General features: G+C 74.2%; 16 protein-coding genes. 4 read left to right on the top strand and 12 right to left on the bottom strand.

Annotated features, from left to right (window positions below; genetic code table 11):
• Positions 1-44: 44 nt before the first annotated feature.
• Genes CO540_RS11330 through CO540_RS11340 form a run of 3 tightly spaced genes read right to left on the bottom strand, consistent with a single transcriptional unit; the run spans position 45 to position 4,691 of the window.
• Complete coding sequence (locus CO540_RS11330; RefSeq protein WP_099161995.1) at positions 45-2,600, bottom strand: bifunctional GNAT family N-acetyltransferase/acetate--CoA ligase family protein; 2,556 nt, start codon at positions 2,598-2,600, stop codon at positions 45-47.
• A 4-nt stretch (positions 2,601-2,604) separates the two neighbouring features.
• Positions 2,605-3,786, bottom strand: coding sequence for an acetoin utilization protein AcuC (locus CO540_RS11335; RefSeq protein WP_099164715.1), 1,182 nt, complete (start codon positions 3,784-3,786; stop codon positions 2,605-2,607).
• Between the two features lie 47 nt (positions 3,787-3,833).
• Positions 3,834-4,691: a sulfurtransferase gene (locus CO540_RS11340; RefSeq protein ID WP_099161996.1), complete on the bottom strand. Its 858-nt coding sequence runs from the start codon at positions 4,689-4,691 to the stop codon at positions 3,834-3,836.
• Between the two features lie 98 nt (positions 4,692-4,789).
• Between CO540_RS11340 and CO540_RS11345 the strand changes: the two genes are divergently transcribed.
• Entirely contained in the window at positions 4,790-5,476 is a 687-nt protein-coding gene (locus tag CO540_RS11345; protein WP_099161997.1) for a metal-dependent transcriptional regulator, read from the top strand.
• 10 nt (positions 5,477-5,486) lie between these two features.
• Here CO540_RS11345 and CO540_RS11350 read toward each other — a convergent pair whose 3' ends face one another.
• The 4 genes from CO540_RS11350 to CO540_RS11365 all read right to left on the bottom strand — a co-directional run bounded on the left by CO540_RS11350 (position 5,487) and on the right by CO540_RS11365 (position 8,035).
• Positions 5,487-6,032 carry a hypothetical protein gene (locus CO540_RS11350; protein ID WP_099161998.1) on the bottom strand — a complete coding sequence of 182 codons (546 nt, stop codon included), beginning with the start codon at positions 6,030-6,032 and terminating at the stop codon, positions 5,487-5,489.
• 86 nt (positions 6,033-6,118) lie between these two features.
• Positions 6,119-6,352 (bottom strand): DUF5522 domain-containing protein, encoded by a 234-nt coding sequence (locus CO540_RS11355; RefSeq protein WP_099161999.1) that lies wholly within the window; start codon positions 6,350-6,352, stop codon positions 6,119-6,121.
• A gap of 67 nt (positions 6,353-6,419) precedes the next feature.
• The gene (locus CO540_RS11360) at positions 6,420-7,397 is read right to left on the bottom strand and encodes an asparaginase (protein ID WP_099162000.1); all 978 of its coding nucleotides are present in this window, start codon (positions 7,395-7,397) and stop codon (positions 6,420-6,422) included.
• A complete protein-coding gene (locus CO540_RS11365; RefSeq protein WP_099162001.1) occupies positions 7,394-8,035 on the bottom strand; it encodes a class I SAM-dependent methyltransferase in 642 nt (213 codons plus the stop codon). The genes CO540_RS11360 and CO540_RS11365 overlap by 4 nt, the downstream gene beginning before the upstream one ends.
• Positions 8,036-8,140: 105 nt before the next feature.
• Between CO540_RS11365 and CO540_RS11370 the strand changes: the two genes are divergently transcribed.
• Positions 8,141-8,674 (top strand): hypothetical protein, encoded by a 534-nt coding sequence (locus tag CO540_RS11370; protein ID WP_157779106.1) that lies wholly within the window; start codon positions 8,141-8,143, stop codon positions 8,672-8,674.
• Positions 8,675-8,753: 79 nt separating this feature from the next.
• On the opposite strand, the gene CO540_RS11375 is transcribed toward CO540_RS11370, so the two are convergent.
• The 3 genes from CO540_RS11375 to nrdR all read right to left on the bottom strand — a co-directional run bounded on the left by CO540_RS11375 (position 8,754) and on the right by nrdR (position 13,310).
• The gene (locus CO540_RS11375; RefSeq protein ID WP_099162003.1) at positions 8,754-9,689 is read right to left on the bottom strand and encodes a DUF2332 domain-containing protein; all 936 of its coding nucleotides are present in this window, start codon (positions 9,687-9,689) and stop codon (positions 8,754-8,756) included.
• 185 nt (positions 9,690-9,874) lie between these two features.
• Positions 9,875-12,772 (bottom strand): vitamin B12-dependent ribonucleotide reductase, encoded by a 2,898-nt coding sequence (locus tag CO540_RS11380; protein ID WP_099162004.1) that lies wholly within the window; start codon positions 12,770-12,772, stop codon positions 9,875-9,877.
• A gap of 37 nt (positions 12,773-12,809) precedes the next feature.
• A complete protein-coding gene (gene nrdR, locus CO540_RS11385; RefSeq protein WP_091579656.1) occupies positions 12,810-13,310 on the bottom strand; it encodes a transcriptional regulator NrdR in 501 nt (166 codons plus the stop codon).
• A 488-nt stretch (positions 13,311-13,798) separates the two neighbouring features.
• Here nrdR and lexA point away from each other — a divergent pair, with 488 nt between their 5' ends.
• Positions 13,799-14,581: a transcriptional repressor LexA gene (gene lexA, locus CO540_RS11390; RefSeq protein ID WP_099162005.1), complete on the top strand. Its 783-nt coding sequence runs from the start codon at positions 13,799-13,801 to the stop codon at positions 14,579-14,581.
• Between the two features lie 61 nt (positions 14,582-14,642).
• Here lexA and CO540_RS11395 read toward each other — a convergent pair whose 3' ends face one another.
• Both CO540_RS11395 and hflX read right to left on the bottom strand, forming a co-directional pair.
• On the bottom strand, positions 14,643-16,316 hold the full coding sequence (locus tag CO540_RS11395; protein ID WP_099162006.1) for a hypothetical protein: 1,674 nt from the start codon (positions 16,314-16,316) through the stop codon (positions 14,643-14,645).
• Between the two features lie 50 nt (positions 16,317-16,366).
• Complete coding sequence (hflX, locus tag CO540_RS11400; RefSeq protein ID WP_099162007.1) at positions 16,367-17,860, bottom strand: GTPase HflX; 1,494 nt, start codon at positions 17,858-17,860, stop codon at positions 16,367-16,369.
• A gap of 173 nt (positions 17,861-18,033) precedes the next feature.
• Here hflX and CO540_RS11405 point away from each other — a divergent pair, with 173 nt between their 5' ends.
• Positions 18,034-19,506 carry an NAD-dependent malic enzyme gene (locus CO540_RS11405; protein WP_099162008.1) on the top strand — a complete coding sequence of 491 codons (1,473 nt, stop codon included), beginning with the start codon at positions 18,034-18,036 and terminating at the stop codon, positions 19,504-19,506.
• Positions 19,507-19,997: the final 491 nt, after the last annotated feature.

The following is a 19,997-nucleotide window of genomic DNA, read 5'->3' on the forward strand; positions in this document are numbered from 1 at the left end:
AAGGGGCCCTTCCTCTACCGGAGGCGTTAAGAAGGGGCCCTTCCTTACAACCGGCGCGGGCCGGTGTCGGGGCGCGCCGCCTCGGCGCCGGTGCGCACCGTGGCGTGCAGCACCGAGATGCCGTCCGGGCGGGCCAGCACCGGGTTGAGCGTGAGCGACCGCACCCGGGGCTGCTCGTCCGCGAGCCGGCCCACCCGCAGCAGCAGGTCCACCAGGGCCGCCCGGTCCACCGGCGCGGCACCCCGGTGCCCGCGCAGCAGCGGCGCGGCCCGCGGCTCGTCGACCAGCTCGGCGGCGTCCCGGTCGGTCAACGGCACCGCCCGCCAGGCCCGGTCGCCGAGCAGCTCGGTCGCCACGCCACCCAGGCCGAACCCGACCACCGGCCCGAACGCCGGATCCTCCACCAGCTCCACCACGCACGCCACCCCCGGCGCGACCATCGGCTGCACCAGCACCTCCGGGCCGAACACCGGGGCCATCTCGGCGTACGCGCGGCGCAGCGCGCCGGCGTCGGCCAGGTCGAGCCGGACCGCGCCCAGGTCGAGCCGGTGCCGCAGCCCCGGCGCGGCAGCCTTCAACGCCACCGGCCAGCCGAGCCGCTCCCCCGCCGCCACCACCTCGTCGGCCGAACCGGCCGGCACGGACCGCACCACGTCGATCCCGTACGCACCCAGCAGCGCCGCCGGATCCGCCCCGTCGGGCCGCATCGCGGCCTGCCCCGCCACCCGGTCGACCCGGGGCAGCTCGGGCAGCACGCCGGGCGGCCGGCGCAGCCAGTCCGCGTACGTGGTGACGCGGGCCAACGCCCGCACCGCCTCCTCCACGCTCGGATACGCCGGCACTCCGGCCGGTACCCGCCCGGCCAGGAACGTCGCCACCACCGGCTTGCCGGTGGCCCGCGCGTCGGGCAGCGCCGCGGCGAAGTCGGCCTCCGGATCGGTGAGCTGACCGGGCAGCGGCGGGGCGAAGACCGCCACCACGGCGTCCACCCGCTCGTCGGCCACGGCGGCGGCGAGCGCGGCGGCGTACGCGGCGGCGCCGCCGGTCGGCCCGACGTCCTGCGGGTACCCGTCCGCCACCACCAGCCCCTGCGCGGCGCACGCGGTCGCCGCCAGCCCGGTCAGCGCCGAGGAGTTACCCACCACGGCCACCCGCCGACCGGCCGGCAGCGGCTGGTGGGCCAGGAGCACACCCACGTCGAGCAGCTCGGCGACGGTGTCCACCCGGATCACGCCGGACTGGGCGAACAGCGCGCTGACCGCGGCGGTGTCCAGCGCGGGCGCCTCGCCCACCCCCGGCGGCCGGGCCAGGGACGCCAGCGCCACCACCGGCTTGCTCCGGCCGATGCGCCGGGCCAACCGGGCGAACTTGCGCGGGTTGCCGAACGTCTCCAGGTAGAGCGTGATGACGTCGGTGGCCGGATCGTCCTGCCAGTACTGCAACAGGTCGTTGCCGGAGACGTCGGCCCGGTTGCCGGCCGACACGAAACTGGACAGCCCCAGCCCGCGCCGCGACGCCTCGGCCAGCAACGCCACCCCGAACGCGCCGGACTGGCTGAACACGCCCACCCGCCCGGGCGCCGGCAGCACCGGGGCGAGCGTGGCGTTGAGGCGTACCGCCGGGTCGGTGTTGGCGACGCCGAGGCAGTTCGGGCCGACCACCCGCATGCCGGCCAGGTGCGCGGCACGGACCAGGGCCCGCTGCGCCGCCGCCCCGGCCGGACCGGACTCGGCGAACCCGGCCGAGACCACCACCAGCCCGTGCGCGCCCGCCCGGGCCGCGTCCTGGACCACCTCCGTCACCGCCTCCGGCGCGACCGCCACCACGGCCAGGTCGACGTCCAGGCCGGCGTCGGCCGCCGACGGGTACGCGGGCAACCCGGCCACCGTCGCCGCGCTCGGGTGCACCGGCACGATCGCGCCGGCGAACCCGCCGTCGCGCAGATGACCGAGCAGCGCCGCGCCGACACCCTGGCCGGTGGCGCTGGCGCCGTAGACCGCGATGCCGCGCGGGGCGAGCAACCGGGCGATCGAACGCGCCTCGGTGCGGTGCTCCCGGCCACGCTGCACCGCGAGCGTCGCCTCGGTCGCCGCGATCGGGAAGGTCAGGTGCACCACGCCGTCGGCGTACTGGCGCTGCACCTGGTAGCCGAAGTCGGCGAAGACCCGCAGCATGGTCCCGTTGGCCGGGAGCACCTCGGCGACGAAGTGCACGATGCCGTGCCGACCGGCCGCGTCGGCCAGGTGCTCCAACAGCACCGAGCCGATGCCCCGCCCCTGGTAGGCGTCCTCCACCACGAACGCCACCTCGGCCTCGGGCGAGGCGGGACCGAGCCGCTCGTACCGGCCGACCGCGACGATCCGCTCGCCGGCCAGCACCACGAACGCCTCCCGGTCGCGGTGGTCGACGGTGACGAAGCGCTTCAGGTCCCGCTCCGGGATGCGCGGGTACGGCGAGAAGTAGCGCAGGTAGCGGGTGCGTTCGGAGAAGCGCGCGTGCATCGCCACGATCTCCGGCGCGTCGTCCGGGCGGATCTGTCGCAGCTGGACGGTCGTGCCGTCACTGAGCAGCACGTCCACCGGTTGCTCGACGGTGGTCACCGGATCAGTCGCGCGGGTCGTGCGGATCGAGCCCGAGCAGCGGGAAGACCGCCTTGCGGGTGGCCGCGACCGCCCGGTCCACCGCGTTCGGCTCGCCGCTCGGCTGCCACGGCTGATAGTCCGGATCCACGTCGTCGGTCATCCGCAGCGGGACGTCGTGCCCGGGCCGCCGGCGCGCGGCCAGCTCCCGCCAGCCGGGCGGGGTGAGCGTGGCCGGGTCGATCGGCTCGCCGGTGGCCACCGCGAGCAGGTGCGTCCAGGCCCGGGGCACCACCTCGACCAGCGCGTACCCGCCGCCGCCGGTGGCCACCCAGCGGCCGTCGCACAGCTCGTCGGCGAGCGCCCGCAACGCCCGGTAGGTGGCCCGCTGCCCGTCCACGGACAGGTGCAGGTCGGCCAGCGGATCGCTGCGGTGCCCGTCCGCGCCGCACTGGGTGACCAGCAGCTGGGGCCGGTACGCCCGCAGCACCGACGGCACCACCGCGTGGAACGCCCGCTGCCAGCCGGCGTCACCGACCCCGGGCGGCAGCGGCACGTTGACCGCGGTGCCCTCCGCGCCCGGCCCGCCGGTCTCGTCCGGGAACCCGGTGCCGGGGAACAACGCCAGCGGCGTCTCGTGCAGGCTGACCGTGAGCACCCGCGGGTCGTGGTAGAAGATCTCCTGCACCCCGTCGCCGTGGTGCACGTCCACGTCCACGTACGCGATCCGCTCCGCGCCGAGGTCGAGCAGACGGGCGATGGCCACCGCCGGGTCGTTGTAGACGCAGAACCCGGCCGCCCGGGCCGGCATGGCGTGGTGCAGACCACCGGCCACGTTGACCGCGCGCCGGGCGTCGCCACGCCACACCGCCTCGGCCGCGGCCACGGTCGCGCCCGCGATCAGCGCACTCGACTCGTGCATCCCGTCGAAGACCGGATTGTCCGAGGTGCCCAGGCCGAAGCCGGCGAAGAGCGGGTCGCGCGGCGCGGCGCGGACCGCGTCCAGATAGGCCGGCTCGTGCACCCGGGTCAGCAGCGCGTCGTCGGCCGGCTCGGGCTTGACCAGCCGCACCCCGGGCCGGTCCAGCACGCCCAGCTCCCGGGCGAGCGCCATGGTCAGCTCGACCCGGACCGGGTCGAGCGGATGGTCGCCCATGTCGTAGGCGAGGAGGGCCTCGTCCCACACCACCACCGTGTCGTCGGCCATGCGGCCATCGTCGCACGCAGGCCCGGGCGCGCCCACCAGCCGCCCGTTCACCGACCGGACGTGCCGCCGGTCGCCACCGGACGGTCCGGGTCGGCCACCCACTCGCTCCACGAGCCGACGTAGAGGGCGGCGTCCGGACGACCGGCCAGGTGCAGCGCCAGCACCGCCTGCGCGGCGGTCACCCCCGAGCCGCAGTACGCCCCGACCGGCGCGTCCGCGCCGACCCCAGCGGCGGCGAAGCGCTCGCGCAACGCCTCGGCGGCGGGGAACCTGCCCTGCGTGACGTACTCGGGGGCGGGCAGGTTGACCGCGCCGGGCACGTGCCCGGCGACCGGGTCGACCGGCTCGTGCTCGCCGAGGTGACGCGGCGCGGCCCGCACGTCGAGCAGCACGCCGGAGTCGGCGGCGGCGAGCCGGGCGGCCCCCGCGGCGTCGAGCACCGGCAGCCCGCCCGGGGCGACCGTCACGTCGCCGGGCGTCGGCTCCGGCGTCCCGGTGTCCACCGGCAGGCCGGCGGCGGTCCAGGCCGGCCAGCCGCCGTGCAGCACCCGCACCTCCCGGTGACCCGCCCAGCGCAGCGTCCACCAGGCCCGCGCGGCGGACATCCCGTCGCCGCCGTCGTACACCACCACGGGGTGACCGGCGCGGACGCCGGCGGCCCGCAGCGCCGCCTGCAACGCGGCCGGGTCGGGCAGCGGGTGCCGGCCCGCGGCGCCGGGCCGGCCGCACAGCTCGGTGTCCAGGTCGACGAAGACGGCGCCGGGGAGGTGGCCGAGGGCGTAGTCGTCGCGGCCGGGCGGGCCGGCCAGCCGCCAGCGGACGTCGAGCACGGTGGGCGGGTCGGCGCGGTCGAGCTCGGCGGCGAGCCGGTCCGGCTCGACCAACAACTCTGCGGTTCCGGACATGCGGTCCAGTCAACACCATCCGGGCCGCTACCTCCGGGTTCGCCTGCGGTCGACGGTCGGTGGTTACGGGTAGCATCGGACGCCGGGAGGCCGCTGACGTGAAGCACGACCTGGTTGACACGACCGAGATGTACCTGCGCACCATCCTCGAGCTGGAGGAGGAGGGTGTGCCGCCGCTGCGTGCCCGCATCGCCGAGCGGTTGAAGCAGAGCGGCCCGACCGTCAGCCAGACCGTCGCCCGGATGGAGCGCGACGGTCTGCTCACCGTCGAGGGCGACCGGCACCTGGCCCTCACCCCGCTGGGCCGCAACACCGCCGTGTCCGTGATGCGCAAGCACCGGCTGGCCGAGCTGCTGCTGGTCAACGTGATCGGGATGCCCTACGAGGAGGCCCACGAGGAGGCCTGCCGGTGGGAGCACGTGATGAGCGACGCGGTGGAGAAGCGGGTCTACGACCTGCTGAACCGGCCGACCCGCTCGCCCTACGGCAACCCGATCCCGGGCCTGGAGGAGCTGGGCGATCCGGGCCAGCCGGCGGTCGAGACGGTCGAGGGCGAGCGCAACCTGGCGTTCCCGGGCCTGTCCGGCCCGGTCGTGGTGCGGCGGATCTGCGAGAGCGTGCAGACCGACGCCGACGTGCTGCGGCAGCTGCACGCCGCGGGGGTCGACCCGGGCGCGACCGTGACGGTGGCGCAGGAACGCGACGGCGTCTCCATCGACCGTTCCGGCGACCGGGTGCGGCTGCCCCGCGAGGTGGCCTCCCGGGTGTTCGTGGCGGCCCGCTGACGCCCGGCGCTCAGAGCTTCCGGGTGTCCAGGACCTTCGCCAGCGCGACCAGCTTGCCGGTGGTCTTCTCGACCTCGGTCGTGGCGGTGCCCTTCGGCGTCGCCCAGCGCAGGCTGGCCAGCCGGCCCTCGTCGGCCAGCCAGCCCACCTCGGCGACCGGTCCGGCCTTCGTGCTCTTCGGCAGCGTCCGCCGGTAGGCGATCTTCCCGAGCTTGGTGACCTTGGCCGCCCCGCGCGGCTGCACGTCCAGCGTGAACGTCGACGTGTCGATCGACGTGTCGGTCACCGAGAGCGTCAGTTCCGGCAGCACGGCCGCCTGGGCGCGGAGCACGCAGGTGTGGGTGTCCCCCCGCTCGGTGGCGGCGGCCACGTCGAAGGTGGCGCCGGTGTGCTCGGCGATCACCGCGAAGTCGAGCAGCCGGCACGCCCCGCCGGAGGACGCCGCGGCGACCTCCACCGGGGGCCGGTCCGCCGGCACGGCGACCTCCGGGGCCTCGTCGGCGCAGCCGGTGGCGAGCAGGACGGCCGAGGCGGCCAGCCAGGTACGGGCGCGCACGGGAGACCTCCGCGGTCGGCGGCGGGTCGGACCCGCCGGAGTTCCGTCGGACACCGTACGGGCCGCCCGGCGGGGACGGAAGCCCCCTAATCGGCCACGTACGGACAGTGCCGGCATCCTCGCCCGCAGCACGTGCCGCGCCGGGCCAGAAAGCCGGCGCTGAGCACGAACAGCCCGGTCTCCGGGTCCAGGTAGCCGGCCTCCCCGGCGGCCAGCGCGGCGGCGTGCGCGGCCAGGATCCGCGTCCGGCCGGGGTGCGTCGGCGACAGGCGCGACGGGTGCGGCTCGGTCAGCGGGCGGTCCGCCAGCTCGTCACTCACCGCTGGAGTGTAAGGAAGGGCCCCTTCTTAACGTCTCGCGCATAGGCGGGGCCCCCTTTTAACACGCTCACCCGTGGCGCGCGAACGCCTCCGTGATCGACGGAAGGTCGGCGTCGGTGGCGAGCAGCAGCCGCAGCAGCACCTTCGCCTTGTACGGGTCGAGCAGCCCGCCGTCGACCAGCCCGCGCCGCCGCAGGTCCCGTTCCGAGCCGACCGCGCCGTAGGTGTCCCGCAGCACCGACCCGGCGCCGGTGCGCGAGGTCAGCACCACCGGCATCCGCCCGGCCAGCGCGCCCAGCGTCGGGGCGAACGCCGGCGGCACGTGCCCCACCCCGAAGCCGGCCACCACCAGCCCGTCCCGGCCGGCGGTCACGGCGTCGAGCACCGCCGCGTCGTCGTCGAGCGTCACGGTGTGCAGCGCGACCCGGGTGGCGGCCAGCCGCCCGCGGTCCACCGCGGGCAGGGGCGCGTGGCGGGGCGGCCGGGTCAGCACCCGTACCCGCCCCTCGACCACGTGCCCGAGCGGCCCGGCGTTGGGCGAGACGAAGGTGCCCGTACTCGTGCTGTGGGTCTTGCGGACGAACCGCGCGGCGTGGATCTCGTCGGCGAACGCGACCAGGACGCCGAGGTCCCGCGCGGCCGGCGCGGCCGCGACCCGCACGGCCGCGAGCAGGTTCGCCGGCCCGTCCGGGCCGGCCAGCGTGGGGTTGCGCATGGCGCCGGTGAACACCAGCGGCGCGGCGTGCGGCCAGACCAGGTCGGCCAGCCACGCGGTCTCCTCCAGCGTGTCGGTGCCCTGGGTGACCACCACGCCGGTCGCCCCGCCGGCGACCGCCCCGGCCGCCGCGTCCACCAGGTCGAGGATCTGCCGGTACGCGAGCGCGGCGCTGGGCACCGCCTCGACGTCGCGCACGTCGAGCGGGATGTCGGCGAGCCCGGGTACGGCGGCGGTGAGGTCGGCGCCGGTGAGCCGGGCGACCACTCCCCCGGCGCCGGCGCCGGCCATCGCGATGGTCCCGCCGAGGGTGAACAGCGCGACGGTCACCGGACGCCCCGCCGCGCGAGCAGGAACGCCTGGGGCTGCCGCTCGCCGTCGACCGGCTCACGCAGGATCGTGGCCGTGACAGCGAACCCGGCGGCGGTGAGCTGCGCGGACAACCGCTGCGGCGGCAGCCAGTGCACGTCGTAGGTGACCCGGTGGCCGTACGCCCGCTCCCGCCGGTCGAGCCGGTCGCCGGCCTTGACGGCGAGCAGCAGGTGCCCGCCGGGGGCGAGCGCCCGGTGGAAGCCGGCGAACACCTCGGGCAGCAGCTCCGGCGGCAGGTGGATCACCGAGTACCAGGCGACCAGCCCGGCCAGCGACCCGTCCGCGGCGATCGGTTCGGTCATCGAGCCGACCGCGAAGCGCAGCTCCGGGTACGCCCGGCGGGCCACCGCCACCATGCCGGGCGACAGGTCGACGCCGGTCACGTCAAGCCCGAGGCGACGCAGGTGGGCGGTGACCCGGCCGGTGCCGCAGCCGACCTCCAGCACCGGCCGGTCCGGCCCGACCGTCTCGGCGAACGCGGCCAGCACGGCCCGGTCCAGCGGCGGCTCGACCACGTCGGGCAGCAGCCGCGCGTAGTCCTCGGCGACGGTGTCGTAGGCGGCCCGGGTCTCGGTCAGCCAGTGCGGTTCGGTCACGACCGCCCACCCTAGTTCCCGCGTTTCGGTAGGCCCCCGACCACCCGGAGTTGATATTGACCGTCGTTGCTACGGTCTCCCGCGACCGTCCAGAGAGGACCCAAGGTGAGACCGACCGCGATGATCCTGTGCGCCGGTGCGCTCGTGATGGCCACGAGCGGCTGTTCCGCCGACGAGACCGCCCTGCCGGACCAGCTCCGCGATCCGTGCGCGCTGCTCCCCGCCGACCTGCTGGGCCGGCTCGCGCCCGGCGCCCGGCCCAGCGCCTCGGCGAACCTCGGCGACCGCAGCGGCTCCCGGGAGTGCGCGGTCGACCTGACCAGCGGCACCTCGATGCGGGGTGATCTGGTGGTCACCGTGTCCGTCGACGCCGAGGGCATGTACGACGACGCGTGGCGGCAGGACCGGTGCGCGCGGATCGCCGCCGAGGAGACCACGGCGGGGCCCGGCGACAGGTCGTGCGCGGCGGTGCGCCCCTGGGACGGCGGCGAGACCCGGTTCGACGCCTGGGCCTGGCGCGGCGACCGCTACCAGGTGCGGGTCGCCTACCAGGTGGTGCAGCCCCAGACGCTGCCCCCCGACGCCGAGGCCGACCTGCGCGAGGTGCTCGACCAGGCGGTCCGGTCCCTCCCCGACTGACCCCGCCGCCCCCGTCGATCATGAAGTTGGCCGGCCGATCCTTCCGGGCCGCCACGTTCATGATCGACGGGGTGGTGGGTCAGGCGAACCAGGTGGCGGCCTGGCCGTGGCCGCGGGTCCAGGCGAGCGGGCGGCCGTCCAGGGCGAGGACGTTGTGGAACCCGCCGGCGGGCGGCTCGGGCAGCGTGGCGTGCGGCAGCGCGGCCGGGTCCTCGTTGGCGACCCAGTGCCCGGGCAGCGTCCCGACCAGCGCGGTGAAGGCCGACCGGCGCGCCGGCGGCACCTGGTAGAGCACCGAGCTGTGGAAGACGACGAGCGTCGCGTCCGCCGGGGCGCGCGCCGCCAGCGCCGGCAGGTCGTCGACCAGGTCGCCCCGGAGCAGCAGCGGCGGGTCGGCCCCGGCGACCGCCGCCGCGGCGCGCAGCCGCTCCCGGCGGTGCCGGTGCTCCGGCCAGATCAACGCGTCCAGCCAGGCCAGGTCCGCCGGGTCGGTGACATCGAGCGGGTTCACGTCCAGCCCGGCCCGCCACACCACCTCCGGTCGTCGCGCGGGCGGGGCGACGCCGGTGAGCACGCAGTCGAGCACCGGCTCGCCGTCGCCGACCAGCCGGTCGCCGTAGCGGTAGGCGTACCGGTCGGGGTAGAGGCAGAGGCCGGCGGAGGCGCCCACCTCCAGCAGCGCCAACGGCTGCGGCAGCGCGGCGAGCACCGGCAGCAGCGCGGCGCACCGGCCGGCCTCGTTGGTCTGCGTCGCCCGGACCCGCATCTGCGCCGCGATCTCCGGCCAGCGCGCCGACACGTACGCCCGGAACGCCGCCGGGTCGTCCACCGGCCCGCCGCCCAGCCGCACCACGCCGAACAGCAGGTTCGGCTGGCGCTTGGCCGGCGGCAGCGTGTCGAGCAGGGCGAGCAGTTCCGCGTCGCGGGCCACCGCGCGGGACAGGCGTTCGTACGCCGGGGACACGCCGCGCGCCTCGCGGTCGGCGAATGCCAGATAGATGTCGGCCGTGGTCATTCCGTGAGCATCCCAGCTCCCGGGCGTCGTGGTCTGTGACCGTCCACACCTGTTGCCGCTCCGCCGCGGGCCGAAGCCCTACCACGGGTCGCCATCCGCCTCGGCCGGACGAGCCGCGGGACGGATCGTGAGACGCCGCGAGCGCGGCAGGGAGATCCCTGCCGCGCTCGCGCCACGGTGGAACGTCAGCTGCAACCGCTGGTGGAGCCGCAGCCCTCGCAGACGTAGCAGCTACCGGCCGGCCGCATCTTCGTGCCGCAGGTGAAGCAGAGCGGCGCGTCGGCGGCCTTGCCGATCACGGCCTCCAGCAGCTCGGTGCTGGAACCCACGGCCGGGGCGGGCTTGACGGCCGCGGCGTCGGCCAACTCCTGCGCCGGCTGGGCGACCGGGCCGGTCTTCGGCTCGGGCGCCTCGACCGGGGCGGAGGCGGCCATCGCGGTGAGGTCCGCACCGCTCGCCTCCGCCTCCGCCTCGGCCCGGAGCTGGGCGGCCCGCTCCTTGGCGGTGAAGATGCCCAGCTCCGCACGGCGGTCGTACGGCAGGAAGTCCAGCGCCAGGCGACGGAAGATGTAGTCCATCACCGAGGCGGCCATCCGCACGTCCGGGTCGTCGGTCATACCGGCCGGCTCGAAGCGCATGTTGGTGAACTTGCTGACGTACGTCTCCAGCGGAACGCCGTACTGGAGACCGATGGAGATGGCCACCGAGAAGGCGTCCATCACACCGGCCAGGGTCGAGCCCTGCTTCGACATCTTGAGGAAGACCTCGCCGAGGCCGTCGTCCGGGTAGGACGAGGCGGTGAGGTAGCCCTCCGCGCCGCCGACCGAGAAGGAGACCGTCTGCGACGGACGCTTCTTCGGCAGCCGCTTGCGCACCGGGCGGTACTCGACGACCTTCTCCACGACCTTCTCGACCTCGGCGGCCGGGGCCTGCGTCTCGGCGGTGGCCTTGTTCGGCTTGGCGGCCGACAGCGGCTGGCCCACCTTGCAGTTGTCCCGGTAGATCGCCAGCGCCTTCAGGCCGAGCTTCCAGCCCTCGAAGTAGATCTTCTCGACGTCCTCGACGGTCGCCTGCTCCGGCATGTTGACCGTCTTGGAGATGGCGCCGGAGATGAACGGCTGGACCGCCGCCATCATCCGCACGTGGCCCATCGGCGCGATCGAGCGCTCGCCCATGGCGCAGTCGAAGACCGGGTAGTGCTCCGGCTTCAGACCGGGGGCGTCCACCACGTGCCCGTGGTCGGCGATGTGCTCGACGATCGCCTCGACCTGCTCCTCGGGGTAGCCGAGGCTGCGCAGGGCGCGCGGGACGGTCTGGTTGACGATCTGCATCGAGCCGCCGCCGACCAGCTTCTTGAACTTCACCAGCGCCAGGTCCGGCTCGACGCCGGTGGTGTCGCAGTCCATCATCAGGCCGATGGTGCCGGTCGGGGCGAGCACGCTGGCCTGCGAGTTGCGCCAACCGTTCTTGTCACCGAGCTTGTTGCCCAGCGTCCACTGCTTGGTCGCCTCGCGCTGCAGGGCGGTGGCCACGGTGCCGGTCGGCTTGATCGCGTCGTTGGCGGCGGCGTGCTTGCGCATGACCCGCTTGTGCGGCTCGGCGTTGCGGGCGTAGCCGTCGTACGCGCCGACGATGCCGGCCAGCTCGGCGGAACGGCGGTAGGCGGTGCCGGTCATCAGCGAGGTGATCGCCGCGGACACCTCCCGTCCCTGCTCCGAGTCGTAGGGCAGGCCGGAGGCCATCAGCAGGGCGCCCAGGTTGGCGTACCCGATGCCGAGCTGCCGGTAGGCGCGGGTGGTCTCACCGATCTTCTCGGTCGGGAAGTCGGCGAAGCAGATCGAGATGTCCATCGCGGTGATGACGAACTCGACCGACCTGACGAACTTCTCCACCTCGAAGCCGCCGTCGGCGCGGAGGAACTTCATCAGGTTCAGCGAGGCCAGGTTGCACGAGGAGTTGTCCAGGTGCAGGTATTCCGAGCACGGGTTCGACGCGGTGATCCGCCCGGTCTCCGGGCAGGTGTGCCAGTCGTTGATCGTGTCGTCGTACTGCAGGCCCGGGTCGGCGCACTCCCAGGCGGCCTGGGAGATGGTGTGGAACAGCTTCTTCGCGTCGATCGTCTCGATGGTCTGCCCGTCGAGCCGGCCGCGCAGGTCGAAGCCGCCGCCGTTCTCCACCGCGGTCATGAACTCGTCGGAGACGCGGACCGAGTTGTTGGCGTTCTGGTACTGCACGCTGACGATGTCCGCGCCGCCCAGGTCCATGTCGAACCCGGCGTCGCGCAGCGCGCGGATCTTGTCCTCCTCGCGCGCCTTGGTCGCCACGAACTCCTCGATGTCCGGGTGGTCGACGTCGAGGATGACCATCTTGGCCGCCCGCCGGGTGGCGCCACCGGACTTGATGGTGCCGGCGGAGGCGTCCGCGCCGCGCATGAAGCTGACCGGGCCGGAGGCGGTGCCACCGGAGGAGAGCAGCTCCTTCGACGACCGGATCCGGGAGAGGTTGACCCCGGCGCCCGAGCCGCCCTGGAAGATCCGCCCCTCCTCCTTGTACCAGTCGAGGATGGAGTCCATCGAGTCGTCGACGGCCAGGATGAAGCAGGCGCTGACCTGCTGCGGCGACGGCGTGCCGACGTTGAACCAGACCGGCGAGTTGAAGCTGAACACCTGGTGCAGCAGCATCCAGGTCAGCTCGTGCGCGAACACCTCGGCGTCGGCCGGGCCGGCGAAGTAGCCGTACTCCTCACCGGCGGTGCGGTAGGTGTCGACCACCCGGTCGATCAACTGCCGCAGCGACCACTCGCGCTCCGGGGTCCCCACCGCGCCCCGGAAGTACTTGGTGGTCACGATGTTGGCCGCGTTGACCGACCAGGACTCGGGGAACTCCACCCCACGCTGCTCGAAGTTGATCGAGCCGTCCCGCCAGTTCGTCATCACGACGTCGCGGCGCTCCCAGGCGACCTCGTCGTAGGGATGCACCCCCTCGGTCGTCCAGACTCGCTCGATCTTCAGCCCCGCCCCGGCCTTGTTCCGTGACTTGCTGGTCGTCACGCCCTCGCCCCCCTCGTCGGCACGGTCACCCACCGCGCCTCGTCTACAACCTGTCAGAAACTCGAAAATGTCAGCTGATCGCGCCGGCGGCCTCGGCCGCTCCGGCACCGGCGCCCTCCCGGGCGCGCGCGGCGGACCGCAGCGTCTCGATCTCCCGCTCGAAGTCGGCGAGCGAGTCGAAGGACCGGTAGACGCTGGCGAACCGCAGGTAGGCCACCTCGTCCAGGTCACGCAACGGGCCGAGGATGGCCAGGCCCACGTCGTGACTGGGGATCTCGGCGGCCCCCCTGGCGCGGACGGTCTCCTCGACCTTCTGTGCCAGCAGCGCGATCGAGTCGTCGTCGACCGGCCGGCCCTGGCACGCCTTGCGCACCCCGCCGATGATCTTCGTGCGGCTGAACGGCTCGGTCACCCCGCTGCGCTTGACCACCGCGAGCACCGCCTCCTCGACGGTGGTGAACCGCTTGCCGCACTCCGGGCAGGACCGCCGCCGCCGGATGAGCTGGCCGTCGTCGGCCTCCCGCGAGTCGACCACCCGGGAGTCGGCGTGCCGGCAGTACGGACACCGCATCGCCCGACCTCCTCCATCGACCACGGGCACACCCACCGACCCCCGGGCACGCGTCGACACGGCGGAGCCATCGGTCGATGACCGTCGCCGGGTGCGCGATGCGGGAGTGCGTTCGGTAGTTGAACCCAACCTGTAGGCAACTTACGCCCATGTGACTACTACATCTAGGGGTTGACCGTATGTCGTCCCACTAGCGAGGTCAAGTTGGCCGGCGTGTCCGGCGCGTCATCAGGATCACGTCCGCCGCGACCTCGCCGAGGAGCCCAACGGTGGGCGCCCGCCCCCGGTCACGGGCCGCCGGGATAGAACATTCGTTCGAGTGCGACGTACCATTTATCAGAACAGCCGTTCGGAAATCCAGGATTTCGACGCGACACGCCGACACCACGTCGTACAGATGTTTGAAAATGGCCGATCTCACCTATACGGTCAGATCCACACGCACCACGAGCCGACGAGGCACCCAGCGCCGACCAGGGAGGACGGACGTGACCGAGGACCGGGCCAGCCGGCAGAAGAACCCGCAGCCGATCGACGGGGCGGGGCCGCCGGCGACCCGTCGCCCCCGCGCCGCGCGCAGCCGCGCCGCCCAGCCGGCGGTGCGACCGGTCACGCCGGTGGTCAGCAGCTTCCCCGACCCGGCGACGGTCGACCTGACCGCCCGGCAGCGCCGGATCCTGGAGTTCATCCGCACCTGGGTGGAGCGCCACGGCTACCCGCCGAGCGTGCGCGAGATCGGCGAGGCGGTCGGCCTGGTCTCCCCGTCCAGCGTCGCCTACCAGCTCAAGGAGCTGGAGAAGAAGGGCTTCCTGCGCCGCGACCCGAACCGGCCGCGCGCCGTCGACGTCCGCGCGCCGAGTGACGCCGACGACGAGGCCGCCCGCGCCCAGCGCCCCGCCCCGGCGTACGTGCCGATGCTGGGTCGGATCGCCGCCGGCGGGCCGATCCTCGCCGAGCAGGCGGTGGAGGACATCTTCCCCCTCCCCCGCGAGTTGGTCGGTGAGGGCGAGGTCTTCATGCTCCAGGTCAAGGGCGACTCGATGCTCGACGCGGCGATCTGCGACGGCGACTGGGTGGTCGTCCGGCAGCAGCCCAACGCCGAGGTGGGTGACATCGTGGCGGCGATGCTCGACGGCGAGGCGACGGTGAAGACCTACCGGCGACGGGACGGGCACGTCTGGCTGATGCCGCAGAACCCCGCGTTCGACCCGATCCCCGGTGACGACGCCACCATCATGGGCCGCGTGGTCGCGGTGCTGCGCCGGATCTGACGCGCCGACGAGAGGAGGGGGTGACCGTCACCGGTCACCCCCTCCTCGCACGTCCGTCGTCTCAGTAGCGGTCGCCCCGGTAGTCCCGGCTGCCGGAGACGGGCCCGTACTGGCCGCCCCGGTCGTCGCGACGGCCGCCGCGCGGATCCCGCGGGTCCGGCTCACGACGCGGCGGCTCGGCCCGGCCACCCGGCCGACCCCCACCGCCCGGCGGCTGCCCGCGGCGCCCCGCGCCGTCCGGCCCGGGGCCGTAGCCGCCCCGGCCGCCGCCCTGGCCCGGGCCGGCGGGCCCGCCACCGCCGTAGACGCCACCGCCGGGGCCGGGCCGGGCCCCGTTGGCGCCACCGGCCGGCCGGCCGCCACCGCCGTAGACCCCGCCGCCCTGCGGACGGCCACCCTGCTGCCCGCCGTAGACGCCGCCCGGGGGCCGGCCACCGCCGTAGACCCCGCCGGCCGGTGGGCGCTCGCCGTTCGCGGCGCCACCGTAGACGCCACCGCCCTGGCCACCGCCGTAGACGCCGCCGCGCGGCGGCGCGTCGGGCCGGCTGCCGGACGGGAAGCCGTTGTTCACCGGGAACTCGCCGCTGCGCTCGGGCTCGTCGGTCGCCTCGGCGGGCGCCGGCTTGCGCCGGGCCCGCAGGATGCCGAAGACGCCCGCGCCGACCAGCAGCGCGCCGAGCACCCCGACCGCGGCGATCAGGTACGTGATCTCGTCGAGCGAGAGCCCTTCGAGCCAGGACTTCTGGGCGGCCGCCCTGGTCTCGACGTTGCCGCCGTTGGGCAGCGCCTCGACGCCGGTGGTGGCCGGCGTGTAGCCGAGGATGTCGATCGGGTCGGACGGGTCCAGCGACCCGCCGTCGGAGACGGTGACGAACGACTTCCCGTCGGGGGTGTAGGAGATGGCCTCGCCGAACGGGTCGGCGAGCGGGGTGACCCGGGGCTTGCCGGAGGTGAGCGCCTTGACGATGTCACCGCCGGTCACGTCGAACTCGAACGCGTCGGCGTACGTGCGCAGCACCACCCGGGAGCCGTCCGGCGACCGGGCCGCGCCGGTGACCAGCGCCCGCCCCGGCGAACCGAGCTTGTTCTCGGTGTTCGTCCGGGGGAGGGTGACCTCGCCGACCTTCTTCATCGGGATCGGCTCGGTGTCGGGGCCCGCCTTGAGTTTCACCGTCGGGGTGAAGATCTCCGACTTGCCGGAGAGTTCCTTCGTGATCACCAGCGGCATGTTGTCGTCGCCGATGAGCAGCGCCTCGGCGTCGTGCGGCTCCTTGCCCGGGTAGCTGAGTCGGTGCAGCACCGGCTGCTTGGCGCCGCTGATCGGCATCGTCCAGACCGCGACGCGCTCCCGCCGGGTCTTCTTCTCGACGTTGTCGCCGGTGTCGGCGATCCAGAGCGTCTTGCGGTCCGGCCCGAGGGCCAGGTCCTCGGTGTCGAAGGGGCCGTCGCCGGAGTAGCGGACCGCATCCTTGTCGATCTTGCACTTGGCGTCGAGGTAGAAGACCCGCTTGCGACTGTCGTCCTCGGTGCCGTCGTTGACGACGACGTAGCCGTTGGCGGTGGCGACCAGGCCGGACAGCTCGCGTAGACGCTCGTCGGTGACCGTGCACTTCTTCTTGGGAGCCGCGGCCAGCACCGGGGCCGCGGCGGGGGCCGCCGGGGCCGGCCCGGCCGGCGCCACGACCGCGCCGACCAGGCCGAGCGCGAGCGTGACCGAGGAGACAACGTGCCGCATGGCGCTCAGTGTCGCACGACCCGGGTTTCGGGCGGGTGACGCCGGACGGCTCACCGCCCGGCGCCCACCCGCTCCTCGCTGGTGAGCCGGTCCCCCGCGCGGTACGGGGCCAGCTCGGCGGCGAGCGCCTGCCCCACCCGCACGTGCAGCAGGGTGCCCTCGGGCAGGTGCGCGGTGCTCAGCACCTCACCCTGCCGGTGCACCCGGGCCACCAGGTCACCCCGGTCGTACGGGAGCACCGCCCGGACCTCGACGGCCGGCCGGGGCAGGCGGCGCTCGATCGCCTCGCGCAGCTCGTCGACCCCGCGCCCGGTGTGCGCCGAGACGAACACCGCCTCCGGCCAGAGCCGCTTGAGCCGCAGCATCGTCTCCTCGTCGGTGGCGTCGGTCTTGTTGACCGCCAGCAGTTCCGGCAGCCGGTCGGCGCCCACCTCGGCGAGCACCTCGCGGACCGCCCGGACCTGCTCCTCCGGATCCGGGTGGGTGCCGTCGACCACGTGCACCACCAGGTCGGCGTCGCCGACCTCCTCCAGCGTCGAGCGGAACGCCTCGACGATCTGGTGCGGCAGGTGCCGGACGAACCCGACCGTGTCGGAGAGCGTGTAGAGCCGCCCGTCGGAGGTGGTCGCCCGGCGGGTGGTCGGGTCCAGCGTGGCGAACAGCGCGTTCTCCACCAGCACGCCCGCCCCGGTGAGGCGGTTGAGCAGGCTGGACTTGCCGGCGTTGGTGTAGCCGGCGATGGCCACCGCCGGCACCGCGTTGCGGGACCGCCGGGCGCGCTTGGTCTGGCGTACGGTGGTCATGCTCTTGATCTCGCGGCGCAGCCGCGCGATGCGGTGCCGGATTCGACGCCGGTCGGTCTCCAGCTTGGTCTCACCGGGGCCACGCAGGCCCACGCCGCCGCCGGCGCCGCCGCCGCGGCCGCTACCACCGGTCTGCCGGGAGAGCGTCTCACCCCAACCACGCAGGCGCGGCAGCAGGTATTCGAGCTGGGCCAGCTCGACCTGCGCCTTGCCCTCCTTGCTCTTGGCGTGCTGGGCGAAGATGTCGAGGATCAGGGCGGTGCGGTCGACCACCTTGACCTTGGTGCGCTGCTCGAGGTTACGGAGCTGCGACGGGGACAGCTCACCGTCGCAGATGACCGTGTCGGCGCCGGTGGCGAGCACCACCGCGCCCAGGTCGTCGACCTTGCCCCGGCCGATGTAGGTCGCCGGGTCGGGTCGGTTGCGGCGCTGGATCAGCCCTTCGAGCACCTGCGAGCCGGCCGTCTCGGCCAGCGCCGCCAGCTCGGTGAGGCTGTTGTCGGCGTCGGACTGGGTGCCCTCGGTCCAGACCCCCACCAGGACGACCCGCTCCAGCCGCAGCTGGCGGTATTCGACCTCGGTGATGTCGGTCAGCTCGGTGGAGAGGCCGGGGACCCGCCGCAGCGCCTGCCGCTCCGACAGCTCGTACTCGCCGGTGGTGGCGTCGAGCGCGTCGTCCTCGAAGGGATGGAAGGTCTCCTGCTGCTCGCGCAAACTGCGTCTCCTGTCCGTTATGTGCATCGCCGAGAATTTTCGGCGCGTGACAGCAATCCTGACATGTGACAACGCGGGACGCACCCGTGTTATGCCCGTGGCGCTACCCACCGGTAGCGGGGGCCGGATGCCGGCCGACCTGGCCGGGCGGGTAGAAATGCCAGTCGAGCCGCTCAGCGTCGACGGAGGAGTGTTTTCTCGTGGCCATCACCCGACTGCCGAGTGCGGGGTTCTCCATCACCATCCGGATCGCGGTGCCCGCCGACGCCTCCTCCATCGGCCGCCTGACCACCGCGGCGGGCGAGGCCGGCGCCATCGTCACCGCGCTGGACGTGGTGGACTCCGACCCGACCAACGTGATCGTCGACCTCACCTGCGACACCGCCGACGCCGGCCACGCCGACCAGGTCGTCGACGCGCTCACCGCGCTCGACGGGGTGGACGTGCGCAAGGTCTCCGACCGCACGTTCCTGCTGCACCTCGGCGGCAAGATCGAGGTCACCCCGAAGGTCGCGCTGCGCACCCGGGACGAGTTGTCCCGCGCGTACACCCCGGGGGTGGCCCGGGTCTGCATGGCGATCGCGGAGAACCCGGCCGACGCCCGCCGGCTCACCATCAAGCGCAACACGGTCGCCGTGGTCAGCGACGGCTCCGCGGTGCTCGGACTGGGCAACCTCGGCCCGGCCGCCTCGCTGCCGGTGATGGAGGGCAAGGCCGCGCTGTTCAAGCGCTTCGGCGGGGTGGACGCCTGGCCGGTGGTGCTGGACACCCAGGACACCGACGAGATCGTGGCCATCGTCAAGGCCATCGCGCCGGCGTACGGCGGGATCAACCTGGAGGACATCGCCGCGCCGCGCTGCTTCGAGATCGAGGCCCGGCTGCGCGAGGCCCTGGACATCCCGGTCTTCCACGACGACCAGCACGGCACCGCGATCTGCGTGCTGGCCGCGCTCACCAACGCGCTGCGCGTCGTGGGCAAGCAGCTCGCGGACGTGCGGGTCGTGGTCTCCGGCGCCGGCGCGGCCGGCACCGCGATCATGAAGCTGCTGCTGCGCCAGGGCGTGGGCGACATCATCGCGTACGACCGGCAGGGCGCCCTGCACCGCGGGCTGCCCGACCTCAACCCGGCCTGGCAGTGGCTGGCCGAGAACACCAACAAGGAGAACTACTCCGGCGACCTGGCCGGGGCGGTGCGCGGCGCGGACGTCTTCATCGGGGTGAGCGCACCGAACCTGCTCACCGGCGACGACGTCGCCGCGATGGCGAAGGACGCGATCGTGTTCGCGCTGGCCAACCCGGACCCGGAGGTCGACCCGCGGGAGGCGCGCAAGCACGCCGCCGTGGTCGCCACCGGCCGCTCCGACCAGCCGAACCAGATCAACAACGTGCTCGCCTTCCCCGGCGTGTTCCGCGGCATGCTCGACGCGCACGCCGAGGAGTTCACCGAGGAGATGGCGATCGCGGCCGCCCGGGCCATCGCCGACGTGGTCGGCGAGGAGAAGATCAACCCCACCGTGATCGTGCCCAGCGTCTTCGACTCGCGGGTCGCCCCGGCGGTGGCCGCCGCGGTACGCGCCGCCGCGCAGAACCCGGCCGTGACGCCGCCGCCGGCGGCCGACCCCGGTCCGGCCGACCTCCCCGAGATCGCCGCCAACGCCAGCGCCACCCCCTGACGGAGTCGCCCGCCCCCCGCCGCACCCGCTCCGCCCCTCCCCGGCGTGTCGGCCGCACCCCACCCCCGCCCGGCGCACCCCACCCGGCGGGTCGGCTGCACCCCGCCCCTGCCCGGCGGGTCGGCCCGCACCCCGCTCCCGCCCGGCGCACCCCACCCGGCGGGTCGCGGTCGAGAGAGGTGAAGACTGAGGAGCGATATACCGCTGAGTCATAAATATGACCAGGCGGTATATCACTTCTCAGTCATCCCCTCACCCGCCGGCCGTCACACGGCGTCACCACCGCGCCCGAAGCGGCGACGCCCGGGACGAGCCGTGCCGGGCCGAGGGGCAGGGAGGAAAGGTGGCAGCTTCCCGGGGCACGGAAGGTGAGCCCAGAAGCGCCACGGCCCGGCGAGCCGCAGGCCCGGGCGAGCCGCAGGCCCGGGCGAGCCGCGGGCCAGGCAAGCCGCGGGCCAGGCAAGCCGCGGGCCCGCCGAGCCCTCAGTCAG

The sequence above is a fragment of the Micromonospora sp. WMMA2032 genome (assembly GCF_002688545.1).
GTDB classification, from domain to species: domain Bacteria; phylum Actinomycetota; class Actinomycetes; order Mycobacteriales; family Micromonosporaceae; genus Micromonospora; species Micromonospora sediminicola.

What these genes read in the sequence shown, in the direction of transcription:
- CO540_RS11335 (WP_099164715.1), bottom strand. Translation starts at nt 3,786, where the DNA reads ATGGCCGACGACACGGTGGTGGTGTGGGACGAGGCCCTCCTCGCCTAC.
- CO540_RS11340 (WP_099161996.1), bottom strand. Translation starts at nt 4,691, where the DNA reads ATGTCCGGAACCGCAGAGTTGTTGGTCGAGCCGGACCGGCTCGCCGCC.
- CO540_RS11375 (WP_099162003.1), bottom strand. Translation starts at nt 9,689, where the DNA reads ATGACCACGGCCGACATCTATCTGGCATTCGCCGACCGCGAGGCGCGC.
- nrdR (WP_091579656.1), bottom strand. Translation starts at nt 13,310, where the DNA reads ATGCGGTGTCCGTACTGCCGGCACGCCGACTCCCGGGTGGTCGACTCG.
- CO540_RS11395 (WP_099162006.1), bottom strand. Translation starts at nt 16,316, where the DNA reads ATGCGGCACGTTGTCTCCTCGGTCACGCTCGCGCTCGGCCTGGTCGGC.
- hflX (WP_099162007.1), bottom strand. Translation starts at nt 17,860, where the DNA reads ATGCACATAACGGACAGGAGACGCAGTTTGCGCGAGCAGCAGGAGACC.